This is a genomic window from Motilibacter peucedani, from assembly GCF_003634695.1.
In the GTDB taxonomy this organism is placed as follows: domain Bacteria; phylum Actinomycetota; class Actinomycetes; order Motilibacterales; family Motilibacteraceae; genus Motilibacter; species Motilibacter peucedani.
Map to the genome: position 1 here is coordinate 338,649 of NZ_RBWV01000010.1, position 21,493 is coordinate 360,141.

Genomic DNA, 21,493 nt, shown 5'->3' on the forward strand with positions numbered 1-21,493 from the left:
GGTGGCCAGCAGCCCGGCACGTTGGGGCTCAGTCCGCCGCGCGCACCCGAGTGGGGGTGATGGCGGCGACGAGACCGTGCTGGTACTCGTCGATGCCTGCGGCCACGATCAGCGTGTCGGGCGTGGCGATCACGCCGTTGCCGAAGGCGATGCCCCACAGCCCGTCGTTGGTGATGGGCATGCCGCTGGCGTCGGCGACCGTGCCGTCGTAGCTGCCCGTGCGCGGGTTGAAGGCGTTGATCTGCCCGCTGTCCTCGTTGCCCACGAGCAGGTCGCGCGCGAAGGGACCCCAGTGGCGCGGCGCGATCGCGAGCCCCCAGGGCCCGTCGAGCGGACCACCGATGACCAGGTGCCGCAGGAAGCGGCCGTCGGCCTTGAACAGGTCGATGGCGCCGCCGACCGAAGACTCGACCCCGGGCGGAGGTGCGTAGGTCACGTAGATGGAGTCGCCGAGCACGTGGACGTTGTAGACCGACAGGCCTGCAGGCAGTCCGCTGCTGCGCAGCTCGCCGACCTGGCGGAAGGACCCGTCGAACACGCGGACGACGTTGCCCGCCGCGTCAGCGGCGTAGAGGCGAGGTCCCGCCTCGGTCACCGCCACCGACAGCCCGGTGAACGAGGCTCCGGGGACCGTGACGACCGGGGTCGCCGCCGGCTTGCCGGGCGCCCACGCCGAGATGCTTCCACCGAGGTCGTCGAACAGGAAGCGCGACACGGTGCCGTCGGGCAGCGCGAAGGCGTCCGCAGTCGGGTTGAAGACGGTGCCGGTGGAGTGCGGCGGTGTCGGCACGACGAGGGGTACGGCTGCGGCCGGCATCCCGGGAGCACCGCCGCGGTAGAGCGTGCTGGTGGCGGTGCCCTCGTTGGCCGTCCACAGCGGGGTCGCGGGGCCGAAGGACACCCCCCACGGGTTGACGAGGTTCGGGTCCGTGACCTGCGCACGGCCGGGGACGTCGGAGACGAGGTCTGTCTGGACGTAGGCACCCTGGTGGGCGGCGCCCTTGCCCGCCGCCTGGGCCGGGCTGGTGACCAGGCCCACCTGCAGGCCGACGAGGGCACCGGCCGCGAGGGCCGCGGCGAGGCCGCGGCGCAGGTGGCTCGCTCGGGAGCCGGTCAGGCGGCGGGGTGGGTCGAGGTGGTCGTGCATGCTGTGCTCCTTCGTCGAGGAACGAGTACGACGCAGGGAGTACGCGGCGGCCGCCGCTCCTGTTCACGATCTTCGTGCGCCTCCGGACGTATCTTTCGGGCAGCAGCGCTCTCTGTCCTTGCACACGAGTCGGCGAGGGAAGGGGGCGGTCCGCATGATGCGGATCCCGGTGCGAGTGCAGGGACGAGACCCGATCATCGAGGCGGGAGTGGCGAGCTCGCTGCGCCCGTGCCCGGAGATCCGGGTCGTCGGGGCCGACGACCCCGACACCGCGCGCGTCGCGGTCGTGGTCGTCGACGCGGTCGACGACGAGGCGCTGCGGCTGCTGCGCCTGGCGCGTCGCGGAGGGACGGCGCGCGCCGTGCTGGTCGCCGGCCGGCTCGACGAGGGCACGGTGTCCACCGCCGTCGAGTCGGGCGCGCTCGGCCTGGTCCGGCGCTCCGAGGCGACGCCGGCGCGCCTGCTCCGGGTCATCAAGGCCGCCGACGTCGGCCAGGGCAGCGTGCCGCCCGACCTGCTCGGCCGGCTGCTGCAGCGGGCGGGGGAGCGCTCGGTGCCGTCACAGCGGTCGGCTGCACCGGCCGGGGGTCCGGTGCTCGGCGCCGTCGGCGGCGTGCTGGCCGACCGGGAGGTCGAGGTGCTCCGGCTGGTCGCCGACGGCTACGACACGGCGGAGATCGCGCGCACGATGTCCTACTCCGAGCGCACCATCAAGAACGTGCTGCACGACGTGATGAGCCGGCTGCAGCTGCGCAACCGCTCGCACGCCGTCGCCTACGCGCTGCGGCAGGGGCTCATCTGACCCGTCGTTCCGCTCGGCCCTCGCTGGGGTGGTCCTCGCGGCGGTCGGCCAGGCGGTCGGTCGCCGCGGCGAGGGCGGCGGCGAAGCCCGGCCCGCCGTGACCGTCGGAGTCGAGCACGACGAGCTCGCTGCCGGGCCACCTGGTGTGCAGCCGCCACGCGCTGTCGAGGGGGCTCGACACGTCGAGGCGGCCGTGGACCAGGACGCCGGGCACGTCCGTGAGGGCAGCCATGCCGTCCTCCAGCCCGCCGTCGGGGAGGAACGCTGCGTGCGACCAGTAGTGCGTGACCAGCCGGGCGAAGCGCATGCGGAACGCCGGGTCGTCGTAGCGGGCGTCATGCCGGTAGCCCGGCACGAGCGAGACGTGGGTGTCCTCCCACCGGCACCACTCGGCCGCGGCGCGCTCGCGGACGACCGGGTCCGGAGAGGCGAGCAGCTCGGCGTACGCGGCGCTCAGGTCCCCGTCGCGCCGCCCGGCGGGCACGACGTCGCGGAACCGCTCCCACTCCCGCGGGAAGACCCGGCCCATCTCGCGGGTCACCCACTCGACCTCGCGCCGGGTCGTCGTGGCCACGGCGAAGAGCACGAGCTCGCTCACGCGCTCAGGATGCGCCTGTGCGTAGGCGAGTGCGAGGGTGCTGCCCCACGAACCACCTAGTACCAGCCAGCGGTCGACGCCCAGGTGCGAGCGCAGCCGTTCGATGTCGCCGATGAGGTGCGAGGTGGTGTTCGTCGACAGGTCTGTCGATGCGTCCCCGGCCGACGGGGTGCTGCTTCCGGAGCCGCGCTGGTCGAACTGGACGATGCGGTAGCGGTCGGGGTCGAGGAACGAGCGCCAGCTCTCCGACGAGCCGCTGCCCGGGCCGCCGTGGAGCAGCACCGCCGGCCAGCCGGTGGCGCTGCCGCTGACCGTCCAGCTCACCCGGTGGCCGTCGCCGACGTCGAGCACCCCGCGCGCGGTCGGCGCGGCCACCGCGTACGCGCTCACGCGGCCTGGCGGGCGGCGACCGCCGAGCGGACGTCCTCGGCGACCAGGTCGGCGTTGATGGCTGCGCCTGCGGTGAGCCCCTGTGCGGCGGAGGCGATGACCTGAGCCATGAGGTTGGTGACGTTGCCCGCCACCCACACACCTGGCACGCCGGTGGCGCCCGTCGGGTCGGCCGGGACGGCACTGCCCAGGACGTGGCCGTTGACGACGAGGTCCTCGGTGGCCAGGCCGAGCCCGGGGAGGGTCCGCGCCTCGAAGCGCGGTGCCACCGCGAGCGCGTTGAGCTCGACGACCTGCCCGGTCGAGAGGCGTACGCCGGTGAGCCGGTCGTCGCGGACCACCAGCTCCTCCACGGGACCCTCGACCACCGGGATCCCGCGTGCTGCCAGCTGCTCGGACTCCTCGGGCGCGGGGGCTGTCGTGCCGTGGAGGAGCAGCGTCACGTGCGGGCTCAGCTGGCGGAAGAGCTGGGCGTGGTGCAGCGCCACCGGCCCGGTGGCGAGGATGCCGATGCGCTGGTCGCGCACCTCCCAGCCGTGGCAGTAGGGGCAGTGCAGGACGTCGCGTCCCCACCGCTCCTGCAGGCCGGGGACGTCGGGCAGCCGGTCGACCAGGCCGGTCGCGACGAGGAGCCGGCGGGCGCGCACCTGGCGCTCTGCCGTGGTCACCACGAACCTGTCGCCGACGAGCTCGGCGGACCGGACCACTGCGTACGTCACCGTGCCTCCGTATGCCTCCACCTCCGATCGGCCTGTCGCGAGCAGCTCCTGCGGCGGTGTGCCCTCACGGCCGAGGTAGTTGTGCACGTGCCCGGCGGGCGCGTTGCGCGGCTCCTGGCCGTCGAGGACCAGCACCGAGCGCCGCGAGCGCACCAGCGCCAGGGCCCCGCTGAGGCCGGCTGCTCCGCCGCCGACCACCACCACGTCGTACTCGTCCATGGCTCGTCCTCCTGTCTGTGCGTGTGCCTCGACGGTGCCCCCGGCGAGCGGCGCTTGACAAGGAGAGTTGCTGTCCTGGCAAATGGTGGGGTGGTCGAGGACGAGGAGCTCACGGCGGTCCTGCAGGCGGTCGGCCCGCGGCTCCGGGCGACCCGGCTCCAGCGCGGCACGACGCTGGCGGAGGTCTCGACGGCGACCGGCATCTCGGTGAGCACGCTGTCGCGACTGGAGTCGGGCCAGCGACGGCCGACGCTCGAGCTGCTGCTCGCCCTGTCGCGCGCGCACCGGGTGAACCTCGACGAGCTGGTGGGTGCGCCCGCGACCGGCGACGCGCGCGTGCGGCCCAAGCCGGTGAAGCACAGGGGCATGACATACCTGCCGCTGTCCCGGCAGGCAGCCGGTGGCCTGCAGGCGGTCAAGATGCTCATCCCTCCCCACTGGCCGGCGGGCGAGCCGGAGCAGCAGGCGCACGAGGGCTACGAGTGGTTCTACGTGCTGTCGGGGACAGTGCGCCTGCTGCTCGGAGACCACGACCTGCTCCTGCGCCCCGGCGAGGTCGCCGAGTTCGACACCCGCACGCCGCACTGGTTCGGCAACCCGAGCACCGAGGCGGCCGAGGCGCTGGTGCTCTTCGGGCCGCAGGGCGAGCGGCTGCACCTGCGCGCCGCAGCACGGCGTACGCCGCGCCCCTGACGCCCCTTCGTTTGGCACGATGTGACTTCTTGCCAATCCGATTGGCAAGAAGTCACATCGTGCCAAAGGGTCAGGACGCGGGCTGGACGAGGACGCCGAGGGGCGTGCCGCCCACGGCGGCGACGTCGCTGGGGACGCCCGAGCCGTCACGGCGGCCGTCGGCTGCAGGCAGGTCGACCGGCATGCCGGTGGCCGCCGCACCGCGGGCCGGCGCCGGGCCGACCCAGGCGAGGGCCAGCGAGTCCTCGCCGCGCAGGAAGCGGTGCGCGCGCACGCCGCCGGTCGCGCGACCCTTGGCGGGGTACTCCGTGAACGGCGCGACCTTGACGCTGCCGCCCGTGCCGGGCAGTGCACCGGTCGACGACGCGAGCGTCACCACGACGGTCGGGAGCGACGGGTCGACCGCGCCGAAGAAGACGACCGACTGCTTGGCGGCGAGCCGGACCCCCGCGATGCCGCCGCCCGCCCGACCCTGGGGTCGCACGGCCTCGGCCCCGAAGCGCAGCAGCTGCGCGTCGCTGGTCACGAAGACCAGCTCCTCCTGGCCGGTGACGAGCTCGACGGCGCCGACCACCCGGTCACCCGGCTCGAGCCGGATGACGGGGAAGAACTCCTGCGTCGCAGGGTATTCGGGCACCACGCGCTTGACGATGCCCTGCGCGGTGCCGAGGGCGAGACCGACCGACTCGGCCGACAGCGAGCACACCGCCAGCACCTGCTCGTGGGCCTCGAGCGGCAGCAGCTCCGACACCGGCGCACCTCCGGCCAGCGAGGGCAGTCCGGCGACCGGCGGCAGCGCGGGCAGGTCGATGACCGGCAGGCGGAGCAGCCGGCCCGCTGTGGTGACCAGGCCGATCTCGCCGCGCGCGGTGGTGGCGCACGACGAGACCAGGGCGTCGTGTCGCACGCGCTCGCCCTCGGACGGCAGCGGCTCGCGCGAGGTCGTGCGGGCCAGCAGCCCGGTGGTCGACAGGAGCACGAAGCACGGGTCGTCGGCGACCTCGAGCGGCACCGCCGCCGACTTCACCGGCAGGCCCGCGCTCTCGAGCAGGACGGTACGCCGTGGTGTCGCGTGGTTCTTCGCGACCTCCGCGAGCTCCGAGGACACCAGCCTCCGCAGGCGCCGCTCGTCCTCGAGGATGGCTGTCAGCTCGTCGATCTCGCTCTGCAGCTGGTCGCGCTCGGTCTCGAGCTCGATGCGCGAGTAGCGCGTCAGCCGCCGCAGCGGCATGTCGAGTATGTAGGTGGCCTGGACCTCCGACAGGTCGAAGACCGTCATCAACCGCTGGCGCGCCTGCGCCGTGTCGTCGGACGTGCGGACGATCGCGATGACCTCGTCGATGTCGACGATCGCGATGAGCATGCCCAGCACCAGGTGCAGGCGGTCCTCGCGCTTGCGGCGCCGGAACACCGAGCGCCGCCGGACCACCGAGGTGCGGTGGTCGACGTAGACCTGGAGCAGCTCGCGCAGACCCAGGGTGCGCGGCTGGCCGTCGACGAGGGCGACGTTGTTGATGCCGAACGACTCCTCCATGGGAGTGAGCCGGTAGAGCTGCTCGAGCACGGCCTCGGGGACGAAGCCGTTCTTCACCTCGATGACCAGGCGGGTGCCGTTCTTGGCGTCGGTGAGGTCCTCGACGTCGCTGATGCCCTGGAGCTTCTTGGCCCGGACGAGCTCGCCGATCTTCTCCTTCACGCGCTCGGGCCCGACGCCCCACGGGAACTCGGTGACGACGATGCCCTTGCGCCGCGCGGTGATGCTCTCGACCGACGTCGTCGCCCGGGTGCGGAACGTGCCGCGGCCCGTCTCGTAGGCCTCGCGGACGCCCTCGAGCCCGACGATGCGCCCGCCGCTGGGCAGGTCGGGGCCCGGCACGAACCGCATGAGGTCGTCGAGCGAGGCGTCGGGCGAGGCGATCAGGTGGCGGGCGGCGGCGATGACCTCGCCGAGGTTGTGCGGCGCCATGTTCGTCGCCATGCCGACCGCGATGCCCGACGCGCCGTTGACCAGCAGGTTCGGGAAGGCCGCGGGGAGCACCTCCGGCTCCTGCTCCTGCCCGTCGTAGTTGGGCCGGAAGTCGACGGTGTCCTCGTCGATGCCGTCGAGCAGCAGCATGGCGGGCGCGTCGGGGCGGCACTCGGTGTAGCGCATCGCGGCCGGGCCGGCGTCCGGCGAGCCGAAGTTGCCGTGGCCGTCGACGAGCGGCAGGCGCATCGAGAACGGCTGGGCCATGCGCACGAGCGCGTCGTAGATCGCGCCGTCGCCGTGCGGGTGCAGCCGACCCATCACCTCGCCGACGACGCGCGCGCTCTTGACGTGGCCGCGGTCGGGGCGCAGCCCCATCTCGCCCATCTGGTAGACGATGCGGCGGTGCACGGGCTTGAGGCCGTCGCGCGCGTCGGGAAGCGCCCGGGAGTAGATGACGCTGTAGGCGTACTCCAGGTAGGACCCCTGCATCTCCTCGGAGACGTCGACGTCGAGGATGCGCTCCGGGACCTCGGGCGGGGGAGTGGTCGTACGGCTGCCGCGGGCCATGCCTGTGTGCTGCTCCTCGCCGGACGGGGGCTGTGGACGCCGCCCATCCTCTCAGCCCGCGCGCCGGTAGCGTTGAAGGCGTGGAGACGACGGCGCGTACGCGTGAGGAGGAGCGCGGCTACCCCGACCACTGGGAGGCCGACGTCGTGCTCCGCGACGGGGGCACCGCGCACCTGCGCCCCATCCGGCCGTCCGACTCGGACAAGCTGGACGCGTTCCACAACGCGCAGTCCGAGGAGTCGACCTACCTGCGGTTCTTCGCGCCCTACCCGCGCCTGTCCGAGCGCGACCTGCACCGCTTCACCCACGTCGACCACCGCGACCGCGTGGCGATCATCGCCCTGATCGGCGACGAGATCGTCGGCGTCGTCCGCTACGACAAGATCAACGCCAGCCAGGCCGAGGTGGCGTTCAACATCTCCGACGCGCACCAGGGCCGCGGGCTCGGCAGCGTGCTGCTCGAGCACGTCGCCGCCGCAGCGCGCGAGCGCGGCATCACCCGCTTCTTCGCCGAGACGCTGCCCAGCAACGCCCGCATGATCAACGTGTTCCAGGAGGCGGGCTACACCGTCGCCCAGGACCTCGACGACGGCATCGTCACCGTCGACTTCGACCTCACGCCGACCGCCGACTCGGTCGCCGTCATGCGGGCGCGCGAGCACCGCGCCGAGGCGCGCTCCATCCAGCGCGTGCTGCGCCCGCAGCACGTGGCGGTCGTCGGCGCCAGCCGCGCCTACCGCACCGTCGGGCGCACCGTGCTGCGCAACCTCGAGGCGGCCGGCTTCACCGGCTCGGTCTCCGTCGTCAACCCGGGGGCCTCCGAGGTGGCGGGCCACCCGGCCTACCCCAGCGTGCGCGACGTCCCGGGCGAGGTCGACCTGGCCGTCATCGCCGTGCCGGCCGAGGCGGTCGAGGCGGTGGTCGTCGACTGCGCGGCCAGGGGCGTGCTGGGGCTGGTTGTCCTGTCGGTCGGCTTCGGCGAGGACGGCTCGGCCGAGGGCCGCCGCCGCCAGCGCGAGCTCGTCCGGCTGGCGCGCTCCCACGGCATGCGCGTGATCGGGCCGAGCTCCTTCGGCGTCGTCAACACCGAGCCCGAGGTCCAGCTCAACGCCTCCCTCGCGCCGGTCGCGCCCGCGCGCGGGCGCATCGGGATGTTCAGCCAGGCAGGCGCACTGGGCCTCGCGATCCTCGACGGCGCCGCCCAGCGCGGGCTCGGCATGTCGACCTACGTCTCGGCCGGCAACCGCGCCGACGTCAGCGCCAACGACATGCTGCAGTACTGGCAGGACGACGAGGGCACCAGCGCGGTCCTGCTCTACCTCGAGTCCATCGGCAACCCGCGCAAGTTCACCCGCCTCGCCCGGCGGGTCGCCCTCGACAAGCCGGTCGTCGCGCTGCGCTCGGGGCGCGCGTCGCAGGGCGTGCCGATCGGCCACAGCGTGCGCGAGAGCCGCGTGCCCCGCGAGGCCGTCGACGCGCTGTTCCGCCAGGCCGGCGTCATCCGCGTCGAGTCGATCTCGCAGCTGTTCGACGTCGGCCAGCTCGTGGCGACGCAGCCCGCGCCGGCCGGCGACCGGGTGGCCGTCGTCGGCAACAGCGACGCGCTGGGCCTGCTCACCGCCGACGCGCTGGAGAGCTGGCGCATGCAGCTGGCCGGCGACCCCGTCTCCGTGCGTCCCGAGGCCACCGCCGAGGAGTTCGCCGCCGCCGTCGAGCAGGTGTTCGCCCGCGACGACGTCCACAGCGTGGTCGCGGTCTTCATGCCCCCCCTCGTGACGCCCGGCCAGGACGTCGCGAGGGTCGTCGCCGACGCCGCCCAGCGCTACGGCAAGACCACGGTCGCCACCTTCCTCGGCATCCGCGGCGTGCCCGAGCAGCTGCGCGGCGAGCCCGACGGCACCATGCCGCCGCGCGGGTCGGTGCCCTCCTACCCGACGCCCGAGGAGGCGGTCCGGGCGCTGGTCGCGGCCTCGCGCTACGCCGCGTGGCGCCGGCGCCCCCGCGGCACGGTGCCCGAGCTCGAGGGCGTCGACCGCGTCGCTGCCCGTGCGCTGGTCGAGGAGCGGCTGGCGCAGGCGGGGGAGGGCGAACGCGTACGCCTCGACTACGCCGACGCGGCCACGCTGCTCAGGCACTACGGCGTACGCGTCGAGCCGACCGTCTTCGTCAGCACCGTGGGCGAGGCGGTCGCGGCCGCCCGCCGGCTGGGCTACCCCGTCGTGCTCAAGACCGCGGTGCCGGCGCTGCGCTCCCGACCCGACCTCTCGGACGTCCGGCTCGACCTCGGCGACTCCACGGCGCTGGTGCGCGCGTGGAGCGAGCTGCGGCTCTCGCTCGGCGAGGAGGCCGTGCGCGACGCGATGGTGCAGCGCATGGCGCCCGTCGGCGTACCCGTGGTCATCTCGGCGCTCGAGGACCCGCTGTTCGGGCCCGTCGTCACGTTCGGGGTCGGCGGCGTCGCCAGCGAGGTGCTCGGCGACCGCACCTACCGCTTCCCGCCGGTCACCGACGTCGACGTCGCCGAGCTCGTCCGGGGCGTGAAGGCGCTGCCGCTGCTCACGGGCTACCGCGGCGGCAACGAGCCCGTCGACCTCGCTGCGATCGAGGTGCTGGTGCAGCGGGTGGCCCAGCTCAAGGACGACCTGCCCGAGGTGGCCGAGGTCGTGCTCGACCCGGTGCTCACCAGCGCGGGCGGCGCGACCGTCGTGCGGGCGGTCGTGTGGCTCGCGCGGCCCGGCGCGCGCGAGGACGTCGGGCCGCGACGGCTGGTCTGACGCCGCGCGCCGGCGCTGTCGGACGCGGGTGGGAGGATGGCGCCATGGCGGACACCAAGGCCCTCGACAGCATGCGCCAGCGCATCCAGCGCGCCGGCTACTACCCGGACCTCGTCGCCGAGGCCGTGGAGACGGCGCTCGCCGGCGAGCCGGTCGAGGCCTCGCTGGTGCACCAGGAGACGACCTTCGACGGCGACGAGGTGCGCCGCCACGTCACCGTGCTGGCCATCACGCCGACGCGGCTGGTCGTGGGCCACACCGACGACTCCAACGAGCCCGGTGCGCCCGTCGCCACGACCTCCACCGAGGCCGTGCCGCTGCGCAAGGTCGGCAGCGTGGTCGTCACCCGTGTGGTGAGCGACCCGGCGAGCCACCAGCCCGGCGCGCTGCCGCTCGAGGTCACCGTCACCGTCGGCTGGGGTGCCGTGAGCCGCGTCGACCTCGAGCCCGCGGGGTGCAGCGACCCCAACTGCGAGGCCGACCACGGCTACACCGGCACGCTGTCGGCCGACGACCTCGCGCTGCGCGTCAGCGCGACCGCCGAGGGCGAGGAGCCGGTGCGCCAGGCCCTCGAGTTCGCGCGGGCGCTGTCGGCGGCGACCGTGCGCTACTCCGCCTGACCCTCGCGCGTGACCGCCTTCGCCGCGCCGCCCTACGGCGCCGGCACGCTCTCGGACCTGCTCCCGGCCGTGCTGGCCTCGCTCGGCGTCGCCGGCGAGCCCGACGTCCTCGGACTCGAGCCGGCCCAGCGGGCCTGCGTGCTGCTGGTCGACGGGCTGGGGGCCGAGCAGCTCGCGGCCGCCACCGGCTCCGCGCCGAACCTCGCGGCGCTGAGCGGCCACGGTCGTACGCTGCACGCCGGCTTCCCGACGACGACCGCCACCAGCATCGCCTCGGTGCTCACCGGTGCTCCGCCCGGCGAGCACGGCCTGACAGCGCTGGCCGTGGCCGTGCCCGGCACCGACGAGCTGCTCAACCTGCTGCGCTGGCGCGACGAGGTCGACCCCGGCGAGTGGCAGCCGCTGACCACAGCGTTCGAGCGGGCGGGTGCCGCGGGCGTGACCGCGACGGCCGTGCTGCCGCGCTCGTTCCACGGCTCGGGCCTGACCTCGGCGGTGTTCCGCGGCGGTGCGCTGCGCGCCGGCCAGTCCGCGGGCGAGGTCGTCGCCGCGGCGGCCTCGGCGCTGGCCGCCTCGGACCGCGCGCTCGTCTACGCCTACTACGGCGAGCTGGACGCCACCGGGCACCGCTCGGGCGCCGGGTCGGAGGCCTGGCGCCTGCAGCTGGCCCACCTCGACCTGCTCGTCGGCCAGCTGGTCGACCGGCTGCCGGCCGGCACGGCGCTGCACGTCACGGCCGACCACGGGATGGTCGACGTCGACCCGGCCGACTGCGTCGACGTCGACACCGAGACCGCGCTGCGCGACGGCGTACGCGTGCTGGCCGGCGAGCCGCGGGCGCGCTTCGTGCACACCCGGCCCGGGGCGCTCGCCGACGTCGCGGCCACCTGGCGCGAGGTGCTCGGCACGCGCGCGAGCGTCCTGCTGCGCGACGAGGCCGTCGCCGCCGGCTGGTTCGGGCCGCGCGTGCGCGAGGAGGTGCTCGAGCGCATCGGCGACCTCGTCGTCGCCGCCCACGGCCGCAGCGCGGTGCTGGCCTCGCGCGCCGAGCCCTGGCAGCAGGTGCTCGTCGGCCACCACGGCTCGCTCACCGACGCCGAGCGGCTCGTGCCCCTGCTGACCGCCCGCCCGCGTTGAAGCTCCCCGCCCGCGTTGACCAGTCGTCCAGGAGGACCCGACCCGCATGCCCGAGCTCGTCTTCTTCACCGGCACCATGGACAGCGGCAAGTCGACCCTCGCCCTGCAGATCGACCACAACCACCGGGCGCGCGGCCGCGCCGGGCGCGTGTTCACCGCCCACGACCGGGCGGGCGTCGGGCGGCTCTCGAGCCGGCTGGGGCTGACCGTCCCGGCCACCGAGGTGACGCCCGAGCTCGACTTCCGCGAGCTGATGGTGCGCGAGCTCTCGGCAGGGGCGCGCATCGACTACCTGCTCTGCGACGAGGCGATGTTCTACACCGGCGCCCAGATCGAGCAGCTCGCCCGCGTGGTCGACGACCTGGCTCTCGACGTCTTCGCCTTCGGGCTCACGACCGACTTCCGCACGCGGCTGTTCGAGGGCTCGCAGCGCCTGCTCGAGCTGGCCGACCGGGTGCAGATCCTGCAGGTCGAGGCGCTGTGCTGGTGCGGGCGGCGCGCCACCCACAACGCGCGCACCGTCGACGGGGTCATGGTGGTCGAGGGCGAGCAGGTGGTCGTCGGGGACATGGGCTCGCCGGGCGGCCCGTCGGGCGTCGTGGGCTACGAGGTGCTCTGCCGGCGGCACCACCTGCGCGGGCTCACCGCGCGCTCCGGGGCGCCGACGCTCTCGCCCGAGCCGTTGCCGTTCGGCGGGCGCTGAGCACCGTGGCCACCGACCCGTCCGGGGCGCGTCCTGCACCGAACACTGCTCGGAGCGCCGTGCCGCGACGCGGTGAGGGGACGGCGCGCGCTCCACGCCGCCGACGAGAGGACGCACCGTGACCGAGCCCGTCCCACTGCGCCTGGTCCGGCCCGCCGAGGGCCGGGGTGACGCCCCCGAGGTGCTCGCCGGCCTGGTGGCTGCCGTGGCCAGGGGCGACGAGGCCGCCTTCGGCCTCCTCTACGACGCGGTCGCGCCGCGGGTGCTGGGCGTGACCCGCCGCGTGCTGCGCGACCACGCGCAGGCTGAGGAGGTCGCCCAGGAGGTCCTCCTCGAGGTGTGGCGCACCGCCACCCGGTTCGACGCCACCAGGGGCAGCGTCCTGTCGTGGTCGCTGACGATCGCGCACCGGCGGGCGGTCGACCGCGTACGCAGTGAGCAGGCGGCCGGCGACCGCGAGGAGCGCGTCGCCCACCGCGACATCGACACCCCGCACGACGAGGTGGCCGAGGAGGTCGAGCTCCGGCTCGAGCACGAGCAGGTGCGCCGCTGCATGGGCGGGCTGACCGAGCTGCAGCACGAGGCGATCAGCCTGGCGTACTGGAAGGGATACACCTACCGGGAGGTGGCCGAGCTGCTCGGCTCGCCGCTCGGGACGATCAAGGCGCGGATGCGTGACGGTCTCGTCCGCCTGCGCGACTGCCTGGGAGTGGAGTCATGAGCGAGCCGACGATCCGTGACGACGTGCACGCCCTGCTGGGCGCCTACATCCTCGACGCCCTCGTCGACGACGAGCGCGCCGCCTTCGACCGACACCTCGAGGCGTGCGCCGACTGCCGGTCGGAGCTGCCCGGCATGCGCGCCGCAGCCGCGCGCCTGGGCGCCACCGCGTACGTCTCGCCGCCCGAGCGGCTGCGCGCGGCCGTGATGGCGGAGGTGCGGCGCACGCGCCAGCTGCCCCCCGTGACCGAGGTGAGCTCGCTCGAGGAGCGGCGGCGTACGCGGCTGGGCGCCCGGCTGCTGAGCGTCGCGGCCGCCCTGCTGCTCGTGGTCGCCGGCGGGCTGGGGGTCGCGGCGACGGTGCAGCACCGGCGGGCGGAGGACCGGGCAGCCCAGCTCGCGGCCATCGAGCAGCTGATCACCTCGCCGGAGAGCCGCCGCACGGCGATCGTGCCCGGCGGCGGCACAGCGGTCGTCTCGACGGCCGGGTCGGCAGCGCTGGTGGAGATGTCCGGCGTGGCGGCACCGCCGGCCGGCAAGACCTACGAGCTCTGGCTCGTCCCGCACTCGGGCGACCCGCGGCCCGCGGGCCTCATGCCGGGGGGGCAGGGGAAGGCGTTCGTCGCCGATACGAGCGACCTGCGCGCCCTTGCCGTCACCGTCGAGCCCAGCGGTGGCTCGAAGCGCCCCACCACCGACCCCTTCCTCACCGTCCCCGTCTGAGGGCGCGTCCGTGCGGGATGTTGATCAACCACGTTGATCAACAGGGCACCAGCCGTAGCAACGCACATGCGGTTGGTGCCCTGTTGATCACGTACGTTGATCAACGTCCGGCGGCCCGCCTCAGCGGTCGATGGAGCTGAGGTCGGGGTAGCGGTCGCCCTGGACGGCGCCGACGGGGACGATCGAGTCGAGGCGGGCGAGGTCGTCGGCGTCGAGGGTCAGCTCGAGGGCGCCGGCGTTCTCCTCCAGCCGGGAGACCTTCTTCGTGCCCGGGATCGGCACCACGTCCTCGCCCTGGGCGAGCAGCCAGGCCAGCGCCAGCTGGGCCGGGGTCACGCCCTTCTCCCGCGCCATCGCGCTCACCTGCTCGACGAGCGAGGAGTTCGCCGCGAAGTTCTCCTTGTTGAAGCGCGGGTCGGCGGCGCGGAAGTCGCCCTGCTCGACGTCGGCGCGGCTGGTGAAGCGGCCGGTCAGGAACCCGCGGCCGAGCGGGCTGTAGGGCACGAAGCCGATGCCCAGCTCGCGCACGGTCGGCAGGATCTCGGCCTCGACGCCGCGCTCGAACAGCGACCACTCCGTCTGCAGCGCGGTGATGGGGTGCACGGCGGTGGCCCGCCGGATCGTCGCCGGGCTCGCCTCCGACAGGCCGAGGTGGCGCACCTTGCCCGCCTGCACGAGCTCGGCCATCGCCCCGACCGTCTCCTCGATCGGCGTGCTCTTGTCGACCCTGTGCTGGTAGTAGAGGTCGATCACGTCGACGCCGAGCCGCTGGAGGGAGGCGTCGCAGGCGCGGCGGACGTAGTCCGGTGACCCGTTGATGCCCAACCGCGTGCCGTCGGCCAGCCGCTCGTTGCCGAACTTCGTGGCCAGCTGCACCGAGTCGCGCCGCCCGGCGATCGCGCGGCCTACCAGCTGCTCGTTGGTGAAGGGCCCGTACATGTCGGCGGTGTCGAGGAAGGTGATGCCGAGGTCCAGGGCGCGGTGGATCACGGCCACCGCCTCGGTCTCGTCGGAGGCGCCGTAGAACTCGCTCATGCCCATGCAGCCCAGCCCCATGGGGGAGACCTGCAGGGCGCCGCCCAGCGTTCGTGTCGTGCTGCTCACAGAGGGATGCTCCGATGCTCGTGCGAGCGCCCTGCCAGGGGCGGCAGGGCGCGGACGTCCCTCAGGTGCCTACCCGCTGACTCGCGCTCAGTAGCGTGGCGCCCGTGAGCAGCTCGCGCCGGTCGGTGGCCCTCGACGGTCTGGCGGTGGGCGTGGCCACCGGCGCCTACGGCCTGTCGTTCGGCGCGGTGTCGGTCGCCGCCGGGCTGGGCGTCGCGCAGACCGCGGTGCTCTCGGCCGTGATGTTCACCGGAGGCAGCCAGTTCGCGCTCGTCGGCGTGCTGGCCGGGGGCGGGTCGGCGCTCGGCGCCGCGGCGACCGCCGTGCTGCTCGGCTCGCGCAACGCGTTCTACGGGCTGCGGCTGGCCAGCCTGCTGCGGCTGACCGGCGTGCGCCGGCTGCTGGGCGCCCACCTGGTGATCGACGAGTCCACAGCGATGGCCGTGGCCCAGGACGACGAGGACTCCGGCCGGCTCGCCTTCTGGGTCACGGGCGCAGCGGTCTACGTCTTCTGGAACCTGCTGACGGTGGTCGGCGCGCTGGGCGCGCAGGCCGTCAGCGACCCGCGCACGCTCGGTCTCGACGCCGCCGCGCCGGCGGCGTTCCTCGCGCTGCTGGCGCCACGGCTGCGTACGCGGCGCAACCTCGCGCTCGCCCTGCTGGCGGGCGCCGGAGCCCTGCTGCTCACCCCGGTCACTCCTGCGGGCGTGCCCATCCTCGTGGCCGGCGCCGCCACCGTCGTGCTGGGCCTGCGCTGATGTGGACGGCGGTGCTGGTCGGCGCACTCGGCTGCTACGGCGCGAAGCTGGCCGGGCTGTCGGTGCCCGAGCGGGTGCTGGAGGACGTGCGGGTGCAGCGGGTGGCGGCGCTGCTCCCGCTCTCGCTGCTGGCGGCGCTCACGGCCGTCCAGGCCTTCGCCGACGGTCGCCACCTGGAGCTCGACGCACGGGCGGGCGGGCTGCTGTTCGCGGCGGGTGCGGTGCTGCTCCGGGCGCCGTTCCTGGTCGTCGTCTTCGGCGCTGCGGCCACTGCAGCAGCGCTGCGAGCGCTGACCTGAACACTCAACTGGAGGTTGAGCCTCGCCTCCGGAAGACGTAGACAGCGCTGTCGAGCTCCGGCGGCAGCACCAGCCGGCTGAGCGACGGCACCTCGGCCCACTCGAACGCCGCCTGCGCGCGGTAGTCGTCGAACGCCCCGGCGGCGAACTCGTGCCGGCTCGCGATGACGACGTAGGTCTGCACGCTGCGGGTCGTGAACACCGCGCGCTCGAAGCGGTTGCCCGCAGGTGGCCAGGAGCAGACGACGACCGCGGGCTCGTAGCGCCTCAGCGCAGTGACGGCGTCGACGCGCACGACGTCGTCGGGGAACTCGACCGCGGAGCTCCAGCTGTGGTCGTCGGTGGCGGTCACGTCGACACCGGCCTCGCGCAGGAACCGCGACAGCGTCCCGTCGCCCGCAGCGATCTCGAGGCAGGACCGGTCGCCGACCTCGCGGGCGAGCGCGGCCACCAGCTCGCGCGAGTAGAAGCAGTAGACGCCCTTGGGCCCCACCAGCGGCATCAGCCGGCGGCGCGTGCGCAGCCGCGGCCAGAGCAGCGAGAACCAGCGCATCGAGACCGGCTTGCGCTCGAGGCCCCGGGCGAACAACAGCCGCTGCATCACCCGGCCCTCGACGCGGCCCAGCCGGACCGGTCCGTCGGGGCCGCCGCTGGCGAGCGACAGGCAGGTCGTGCGCAGCGCGGCGACCATCATCTGCCGGCGCACCTCGTCCTCGACGCTGGCCGCACCGCCGCCCGCGGCCACCCGGTGGACGTAGGCCTTGAGCTCCTCGACGTCGCCGCGCGCGACCAGCCCGGCCATCTCGGCCTCGACCTGCTCCCACACCTGCGGGTAGGCCGCGCGCAGCTCCTCGAGCGGCGGGCGTCCCTGCAGCCAGGCCTCAGCGGCCGCGTCGCGCCGCCGCGGCGGGCGGGCGTCGCGCCGGCTCACGCCGCGGACCTCCGCCGGTCGTGCACCAGGCCCCGCCGCCTACTGCGGGGGGCGCGACGAGCCGAACAGGATCTCGTCCCAGCTCGGCACCGCTGCACGCCGCCCGGGCTTCACGCCGTCGGCGATCGCCTGGCGGTCGGTCGGCGCGTTCTGGAGCTCGGTACGCGGCTGTGCTCTCCGCGCGCGGCGCTCGGCGCGCCGGTCGCGGCGAGGCTCCTCACCGGCCTGCGCCGGCACGGCGCCGTCAGCGTCGTCGTCGTCAGGTGCCGGCTGCAGCGGCTCGGCTCGCAGGTCGACGACGCCGGGGGCGTCGAGCTCGTCGGGCCCGTCGAGGTCCTCCACCTGCGACACCGGGGCCAGCCGCGGGACGAAGGGCGCCCGGGGCGCGGGCTCCTCGCCGAGCAGCCAGCGGGCCGCGTCGTCGTCGGCGACCGCGGTGCGGGTGGCCGGGTCGAAGGCGAAGTGCGCGCGAGCCGGTCCGGCGCCCGCCGCCTTGGCGGCCGCGTGGGTCACCGGGTGGGTCACCTCGACGGTCCACGTGCCGTCGTCGCGGCGCCACGCGTCCCAGCCGACGACCGCGACGTCGGCGCCCGCGGCGGCCAGCCGGGTCTCGACCGCGTCGTAGAGGACCGGGGCCGGTCCCTCGCCGCGCGAGCTGGTGCGCGCCGTGGCGCGCTGAGCCTGCTGGGCGACGTGCTCGCGCTCGGCCAGGACCGGCCCGGCGTAGCGGCGCACCCGCTCCAGCGGCATGCCGCTGGCGGTGGAGAGCGCCTCCGGCGAGGCGCCGGCCCGGACCCGGGTCTGGATGTCGCGGGGGCGCAGGTCGCCGGTGTCGATCTGGAGCTGGCCGAGCCGCGAGCGGTCGCCGCGGACGGCGGCGGCCAGCGCCTCGTCGACGGGCAGCCGGTAGGAGCCGCCGTCGGGGTCGGCGAGCACCAGTGCGGTGCCGTCGTCGGACACGGTGACCAGCCGCAGGTCGAGCATGGAGGCCTCCGGGGAGCGAGCCGAGGGGTCGATCGGGTAGCAGCCTGCCATGCCGGGGCCCGCACCCGTGCCCACCACGCGGGCGGGAGCCGGAGCGACTAGGCCGGGCGCACGTCCGACGCGGAGGACGCACGCGCGGTCGACGCGCGCTCGGCGCGGTGCAGCAGCGGCCCGCCGCACAGCGAGAGCCCGCCGCCCAGCACGCCGCAGGCCGCGGCCACCCAGAGGGCGCGGGCGCCGCTGCTGGCGTCGATGACGTGGCCGGCGAGCGCGCCGCCGGCGGACGCGCCGATCGTCAGCCCGGTGGTGGTCCAGGTGATCGCCTCGGTGCGCCGCCCGGCCGGCGCCAGCTCGTCGGCCAGCCCGAGCCCGCTGACGATCATGGGGGAGATGGCGAAGCCCGAGAGGCAGAGCAGCCCCGCCAGCGCCCAGTCGCTGCCGGCGAAGGGGAAGGTCAGCGTCGAGAGCCCGAACGCGGCGCTGAGCACGAGGTAGCGCGTCGACAGCGTGCCGGTGAGGTGCAGGGTGCCCCAGACCAGTCCCGCGACCATGCTGCTCACGGCGAAGGCGGCCAGCACGCCGCCCGCGGCGCCCGCCGCGCCGTGCTCCTCGGTGAAGGCCACGACGCTCACCTCGACCGAGCCGAAGGTGCCGCCCAGGAAGACGTAGACCAGCGCGAGCAGCGCGATGGGCGGCAGCCCGATGACCGTGCCGGCCACGTGGTGCTCGCCGCCCACCGGCGCGGGCGGCGGCTCGGTGCCGCGCTGCCCGGCGAGCAGCAGCGCGCCGGTCAGCAGCCCGGCGGCGGGCAGCAGCAGCCCCGCCGTGGGCGAGACCTGCGTCGCGACGAGCGTCACGGCGACCGGGCCCACCACGAAGATCAGCTCGTCGAGCGCCGACTCGAGCGAGAAGGCGGTGTGCACGAGGGCCGGCCGCTCGCGCAGCACGTGCGACCACCGGGCCCGGACCAGCGAGCCCGGCTGGGCGGTCGCGAGCCCGGCCGTGCAGGCGAGCGCGACGAGCACCGCCAGCGGGGCGTGCGCCCGGGCGCAGAGCACGAGCAGGAGGTAGGACAGCACGCGCACCAGCGGCACCCTCCGCAGCACGAAGCCCTGCCCGCGCCGGTCGCTCACCCGCGCCGTGACCGGCGCCCCGACCGCCGTGGAGACCCCGAGCGCGCCGGTGACGACGCCGGCCGACGCGTACGAGCCGGTGGTCGACTGCACGAGGAAGACGACCCCGAGGCCCTCCATCGACATGGGCATCCGGGCGAAGAACGCGGCGGCGCTGAAGCGGGCGGCGCCGGGGACGCGGAGGACCTCGCCGTAGGGACCGAGCAGGGCGAGGGACACGACCGCCAAGGGTAGGCCGCACGCGTACCCGTCCTCACCTGCGTTTCGCACCGCGCGACCGCCTGCGGTCGCGGTCCGCCGCGGGCGCTGGGAGGATGCTCGACGTGCTCGGACCGTACGACGCCCTCGTCCTCGTCTCCTTCGGCGGCCCCGAGGGCCCCGACGACGTGCTGCCCTTCCTCGAGAACGTGACCCGGGGGCGCGGCATCCCGCGCGAGCGGCTGCTCGGCGTCGCCGAGCACTACGGCCACTTCGGCGGCGTCTCGCCGATCAACGAGCAGAACCGCGAGCTGATCGCGGCGCTGGAGGCTGAGCTCGCCCGGCGCGGGATCGAGCTGCCCGTGCACTGGGGCAACCGCAACTGGGCGCCGTTCCTCGGCGACACCCTGGCCGGGCTCGAGGGCCGGCGGGTGCTCGCGCTGGTCACCAGCGCGTACTCCTCCTACAGCGGGTGCCGGCAGTACCGCGAGGACCTCGCCGCCGCCGTCGAGCCGCTGGGCGAGCGCGCGCCCCAGGTCGACAAGGTGCGCCACTACTTCGACCACCCCGGGTTCATCGGCCCGACCGTCCGCAACGTCGCCGCGGCGCTCGACCAGGTGCCGGCCGGCTCGGTGGTCCGCTTCGTCACCCACTCGATCCCGCTCGCCATGGCCGAGGTCTCGGGCGGGCCGGGCCAGGACATGTACGTCCGCCAGCACCGCGCGGTCGCCGCGCGGGTGATGGAGGAGGTCGACGCCGTACGCGGTGGTGCGACCCCCTGGGAGCTCGTCTACTGCTCGCGCTCCGGACCGCCGAGCCAGCCGTGGCTCGAGCCGGACGTGAACGACGACCTGCGGGCCCTGCGCGAGGGCGGCGTCCCCGGCGTCGTCGTCGCGCCCATCGGCTTCGTCAGCGACCACATGGAGGTCAAGTTCGACCTCGACACCGAGGCGGCCGAGACGGCCGCCGAGATCGGGCTGCCGTACGCCCGGGCCGCGACCGTGGGCACCGACCCGGAGTTCGTGGCCGGCCTGGTCGACCTCGTCCAGGAGCGCGCGGCGGTGGAGTCCGGCGGCTGGACCACGCACCGTCCGGCGCTGACTGAGCTCGGCCCGTGGCCCGACCGCTGCCCGGTCGGCTGCTGCGCCAACCTGCGCGGGCCGAAGCCGGCCCTCTGCGGCTCCGACTGACCCGCACCGCCGGCCCGTCCCCGGGGCGGGCAGGATGGCGGGCGTGACGACTCCCGACGCGCCCCGTCCCGACGACCTGCTGGCGCTCGCGCTCGAGGCGGCGCGCGCGGCGACCCGCCTGCTGGTCGACGAGCGGCCCGCCGACCTGCGCGTCACCGCCAAGTCGAGCCCGACCGACCCGGTCACCGAGATGGACCGGGCCTCCGAGCGGCTGGTCGTCGAGACCGTGCGCGCCGCCCGCCCGGGCGACGGGTTCTTCGGCGAGGAGGGCAGCGACTCGGCCGGCACCACCGGCGTGGTCTGGGTCGTCGACCCGATCGACGGCACGGTCAACTACCTCTACGGCCTGCCGCACTGGTCGGTCAGCATCGCCGCCGAGGTCGACGGCACCGTCGTGGCCGGCGTGGTCGCGGCGCCCGTGCTGGGCGAGACGTTCGTGGCGACGCAGGGCGGCGGCGCCTTCGTCGAGCGCGCCGACGGCAGCCGTAGGCGCCTGCAGGTCACCGAGGACGTGCCCCTCGAGCGCGCGCTCGTCGGCACGGGGTTCGGCTACGCCGCCGAGCGGCGCGCGGCCCAGGGCGCCGTGCTCGCCCGGCTGCTGCCGCAGGTGCGCGACATCCGGCGCAACGGCTCCGCCGCGCTCGACCTGTGCGACCTCGCCGCGGGCCGGCTCGACGCCTACTACGAGCGCGGGGTCAACCGCTGGGACACCGCGGCGGCGGCCCTCGTGGCGCGCGAGGCCGGCGCCCGCGTCGGGGGCCTGCGCGGCGAGCCCGACTCGCCGCAGCTGACCGCAGCCGCTGCTCCCGCGCTGTTCGAGCGGCTGGTGGAGGTCCTCGCCGGGCTGGGCGCCGACGCGGGCTGAGAGGTCAGGCCGACTCGGCCACCGGCCGCTCGTCGAGCCCGGTCACCTCGACCGTGCGCAGGTCACGCGTGCGCAGGTCGACCACGTCGACCCCGTGCTCGGCGGCCAGCCGGGTCAGGTCGGCCAGCTCGGCGCTGTGGAGCTCGACGGCGTAGTCGTCGCCGGCGGCTCGTGCCGCCTCGAGAGAGCGTGCGGTCTCCGCGACCCGCTCGTGCAGTCCTCGGACGAACTCACCCATGGTCGGGCCCTC

The 21,493-nt window shown here is 74.9% G+C and carries 21 protein-coding genes; 12 read left to right on the forward strand and 9 right to left on the reverse strand.

Annotated features, from left to right (window positions below):
* Positions 1–28: 28 nt before the first annotated feature.
* Complete coding sequence (locus CLV35_RS06380) at positions 29–1,147, reverse strand: TIGR03118 family protein (RefSeq protein ID WP_121192626.1); 1,119 nt, start codon at positions 1,145–1,147, stop codon at positions 29–31.
* Between the two features lie 154 nt (positions 1,148–1,301).
* Between CLV35_RS06380 and CLV35_RS06385 the strand changes: the two genes are divergently transcribed.
* Positions 1,302–1,949 (forward strand): helix-turn-helix transcriptional regulator, encoded by a 648-nt coding sequence (locus tag CLV35_RS06385; RefSeq protein WP_121192627.1) that lies wholly within the window; start codon positions 1,302–1,304, stop codon positions 1,947–1,949.
* Here the strand turns inward: CLV35_RS06385 and pip are convergent.
* Both pip and CLV35_RS06395 read right to left on the reverse strand, forming a co-directional pair.
* Complete coding sequence (pip, locus tag CLV35_RS06390) at positions 1,942–2,937, reverse strand: prolyl aminopeptidase (RefSeq protein WP_231121550.1); 996 nt, start codon at positions 2,935–2,937, stop codon at positions 1,942–1,944. The genes CLV35_RS06385 and pip overlap by 8 nt on opposite strands.
* Positions 2,934–3,875, reverse strand: coding sequence for an NAD(P)/FAD-dependent oxidoreductase (locus tag CLV35_RS06395; RefSeq protein ID WP_121192628.1), 942 nt, complete (start codon positions 3,873–3,875; stop codon positions 2,934–2,936). Before CLV35_RS06395 ends, pip begins: the two co-directional genes overlap by 4 nt.
* 90 nt (positions 3,876–3,965) lie before the next feature.
* Here CLV35_RS06395 and CLV35_RS06400 point away from each other — a divergent pair, with 90 nt between their 5' ends.
* Entirely contained in the window at positions 3,966–4,568 is a 603-nt protein-coding gene (locus tag CLV35_RS06400; protein WP_121192629.1) for a helix-turn-helix domain-containing protein, read from the forward strand.
* 70 nt (positions 4,569–4,638) lie between these two features.
* Here the strand turns inward: CLV35_RS06400 and CLV35_RS06405 are convergent, their stop codons facing one another.
* Positions 4,639–7,104: a DNA gyrase/topoisomerase IV subunit A gene (locus tag CLV35_RS06405; RefSeq protein ID WP_121192630.1), complete on the reverse strand. Its 2,466-nt coding sequence runs from the start codon at positions 7,102–7,104 to the stop codon at positions 4,639–4,641.
* An 80-nt stretch (positions 7,105–7,184) separates the two neighbouring features.
* Between CLV35_RS06405 and CLV35_RS06410 the strand changes: the two genes are divergently transcribed.
* The 6 genes from CLV35_RS06410 to CLV35_RS06435 all read left to right on the forward strand — a co-directional run bounded on the left by CLV35_RS06410 (position 7,185) and on the right by CLV35_RS06435 (position 13,781).
* The gene (locus tag CLV35_RS06410) at positions 7,185–9,878 is read left to right on the forward strand and encodes a bifunctional acetate--CoA ligase family protein/GNAT family N-acetyltransferase (RefSeq protein WP_183061794.1); all 2,694 of its coding nucleotides are present in this window, start codon (positions 7,185–7,187) and stop codon (positions 9,876–9,878) included.
* 44 nt (positions 9,879–9,922) lie between these two features.
* Positions 9,923–10,498 carry a DUF5998 family protein gene (locus CLV35_RS06415; RefSeq protein ID WP_121192632.1) on the forward strand — a complete coding sequence of 192 codons (576 nt, stop codon included), beginning with the start codon at positions 9,923–9,925 and terminating at the stop codon, positions 10,496–10,498.
* A 9-nt stretch (positions 10,499–10,507) separates the two neighbouring features.
* Positions 10,508–11,635 (forward strand): alkaline phosphatase family protein, encoded by a 1,128-nt coding sequence (locus CLV35_RS06420; protein WP_121192633.1) that lies wholly within the window; start codon positions 10,508–10,510, stop codon positions 11,633–11,635.
* A gap of 46 nt (positions 11,636–11,681) precedes the next feature.
* The gene (locus tag CLV35_RS06425) at positions 11,682–12,338 is read left to right on the forward strand and encodes a thymidine kinase (protein WP_121192634.1); all 657 of its coding nucleotides are present in this window, start codon (positions 11,682–11,684) and stop codon (positions 12,336–12,338) included.
* A gap of 118 nt (positions 12,339–12,456) precedes the next feature.
* Positions 12,457–13,059: an ECF RNA polymerase sigma factor SigK gene (gene sigK, locus CLV35_RS06430; RefSeq protein WP_121192635.1), complete on the forward strand. Its 603-nt coding sequence runs from the start codon at positions 12,457–12,459 to the stop codon at positions 13,057–13,059.
* Entirely contained in the window at positions 13,056–13,781 is a 726-nt protein-coding gene (locus CLV35_RS06435) for an anti-sigma factor (protein ID WP_121192636.1), read from the forward strand. Before sigK ends, CLV35_RS06435 begins: the two co-directional genes overlap by 4 nt.
* Before the next feature lie 120 nt (positions 13,782–13,901).
* Here CLV35_RS06435 and CLV35_RS06440 read toward each other — a convergent pair whose 3' ends face one another.
* Entirely contained in the window at positions 13,902–14,837 is a 936-nt protein-coding gene (locus CLV35_RS06440; RefSeq protein WP_121192637.1) for an aldo/keto reductase, read from the reverse strand.
* A gap of 152 nt (positions 14,838–14,989) precedes the next feature.
* Between CLV35_RS06440 and CLV35_RS06445 the strand changes: the two genes are divergently transcribed.
* A complete protein-coding gene (locus CLV35_RS06445) occupies positions 14,990–15,643 on the forward strand; it encodes an AzlC family ABC transporter permease (RefSeq protein WP_231121552.1) in 654 nt (217 codons plus the stop codon).
* Positions 15,643–15,942 (forward strand): AzlD domain-containing protein, encoded by a 300-nt coding sequence (locus CLV35_RS06450; protein ID WP_121192639.1) that lies wholly within the window; start codon positions 15,643–15,645, stop codon positions 15,940–15,942. The genes CLV35_RS06445 and CLV35_RS06450 overlap by 1 nt, the downstream gene beginning before the upstream one ends.
* Positions 15,943–15,946: 4 nt before the next feature.
* Here CLV35_RS06450 and CLV35_RS06455 read toward each other — a convergent pair whose 3' ends face one another.
* The 3 genes from CLV35_RS06455 to CLV35_RS06465 all read right to left on the reverse strand — a co-directional run bounded on the left by CLV35_RS06455 (position 15,947) and on the right by CLV35_RS06465 (position 19,209).
* Positions 15,947–16,873, reverse strand: coding sequence for a class I SAM-dependent methyltransferase (locus tag CLV35_RS06455; RefSeq protein ID WP_121192640.1), 927 nt, complete (start codon positions 16,871–16,873; stop codon positions 15,947–15,949).
* Between the two features lie 39 nt (positions 16,874–16,912).
* Positions 16,913–17,857: a septation protein SepH gene (gene sepH / locus CLV35_RS06460; protein WP_121192981.1), complete on the reverse strand. Its 945-nt coding sequence runs from the start codon at positions 17,855–17,857 to the stop codon at positions 16,913–16,915.
* A gap of 98 nt (positions 17,858–17,955) precedes the next feature.
* The gene (locus CLV35_RS06465) at positions 17,956–19,209 is read right to left on the reverse strand and encodes an MFS transporter (RefSeq protein ID WP_121192641.1); all 1,254 of its coding nucleotides are present in this window, start codon (positions 19,207–19,209) and stop codon (positions 17,956–17,958) included.
* 95 nt (positions 19,210–19,304) lie between these two features.
* On the opposite strand from CLV35_RS06465, the gene CLV35_RS06470 reads away from it, so the two are divergent.
* Together CLV35_RS06470 and CLV35_RS06475 are read left to right on the forward strand one after the other, a co-directional pair.
* Positions 19,305–20,378 (forward strand): ferrochelatase, encoded by a 1,074-nt coding sequence (locus CLV35_RS06470; protein WP_121192642.1) that lies wholly within the window; start codon positions 19,305–19,307, stop codon positions 20,376–20,378.
* Positions 20,379–20,412: 34 nt separating this feature from the next.
* Positions 20,413–21,243: an inositol monophosphatase family protein gene (locus tag CLV35_RS06475; RefSeq protein WP_121192643.1), complete on the forward strand. Its 831-nt coding sequence runs from the start codon at positions 20,413–20,415 to the stop codon at positions 21,241–21,243.
* Between the two features lie 4 nt (positions 21,244–21,247).
* Here CLV35_RS06475 and CLV35_RS06480 read toward each other — a convergent pair whose 3' ends face one another.
* Entirely contained in the window at positions 21,248–21,481 is a 234-nt protein-coding gene (locus tag CLV35_RS06480) for a hypothetical protein (RefSeq protein WP_121192644.1), read from the reverse strand.
* Positions 21,482–21,493: the final 12 nt, after the last annotated feature.

Bases quoted from the DNA above. Each gene is read 5' to 3' on its own strand.
- CLV35_RS06380 (WP_121192626.1), bottom strand. From the start codon at position 1,147: ATGCACGACCACCTCGACCCACCCCGCCGCCTGACCGGCTCCCGAGCG.
- CLV35_RS06385 (WP_121192627.1), top strand. From the start codon at position 1,302: ATGATGCGGATCCCGGTGCGAGTGCAGGGACGAGACCCGATCATCGAG.
- CLV35_RS06395 (WP_121192628.1), bottom strand. From the start codon at position 3,875: ATGGACGAGTACGACGTGGTGGTGGTCGGCGGCGGAGCAGCCGGCCTC.
- CLV35_RS06405 (WP_121192630.1), bottom strand. From the start codon at position 7,104: ATGGCCCGCGGCAGCCGTACGACCACTCCCCCGCCCGAGGTCCCGGAG.
- CLV35_RS06415 (WP_121192632.1), top strand. From the start codon at position 9,923: ATGGCGGACACCAAGGCCCTCGACAGCATGCGCCAGCGCATCCAGCGC.
- CLV35_RS06425 (WP_121192634.1), top strand. From the start codon at position 11,682: ATGCCCGAGCTCGTCTTCTTCACCGGCACCATGGACAGCGGCAAGTCG.
- CLV35_RS06435 (WP_121192636.1), top strand. From the start codon at position 13,056: ATGAGCGAGCCGACGATCCGTGACGACGTGCACGCCCTGCTGGGCGCC.
- CLV35_RS06440 (WP_121192637.1), bottom strand. From the start codon at position 14,837: ATGGGGCTGGGCTGCATGGGCATGAGCGAGTTCTACGGCGCCTCCGAC.
- CLV35_RS06450 (WP_121192639.1), top strand. From the start codon at position 15,643: ATGTGGACGGCGGTGCTGGTCGGCGCACTCGGCTGCTACGGCGCGAAG.
- sepH (WP_121192981.1), bottom strand. From the start codon at position 17,857: ATGCTCGACCTGCGGCTGGTCACCGTGTCCGACGACGGCACCGCACTG.
- CLV35_RS06470 (WP_121192642.1), top strand. From the start codon at position 19,305: ATGCTCGACGTGCTCGGACCGTACGACGCCCTCGTCCTCGTCTCCTTC.
- CLV35_RS06475 (WP_121192643.1), top strand. From the start codon at position 20,413: ATGGCGGGCGTGACGACTCCCGACGCGCCCCGTCCCGACGACCTGCTG.
- CLV35_RS06480 (WP_121192644.1), bottom strand. From the start codon at position 21,481: ATGGGTGAGTTCGTCCGAGGACTGCACGAGCGGGTCGCGGAGACCGCA.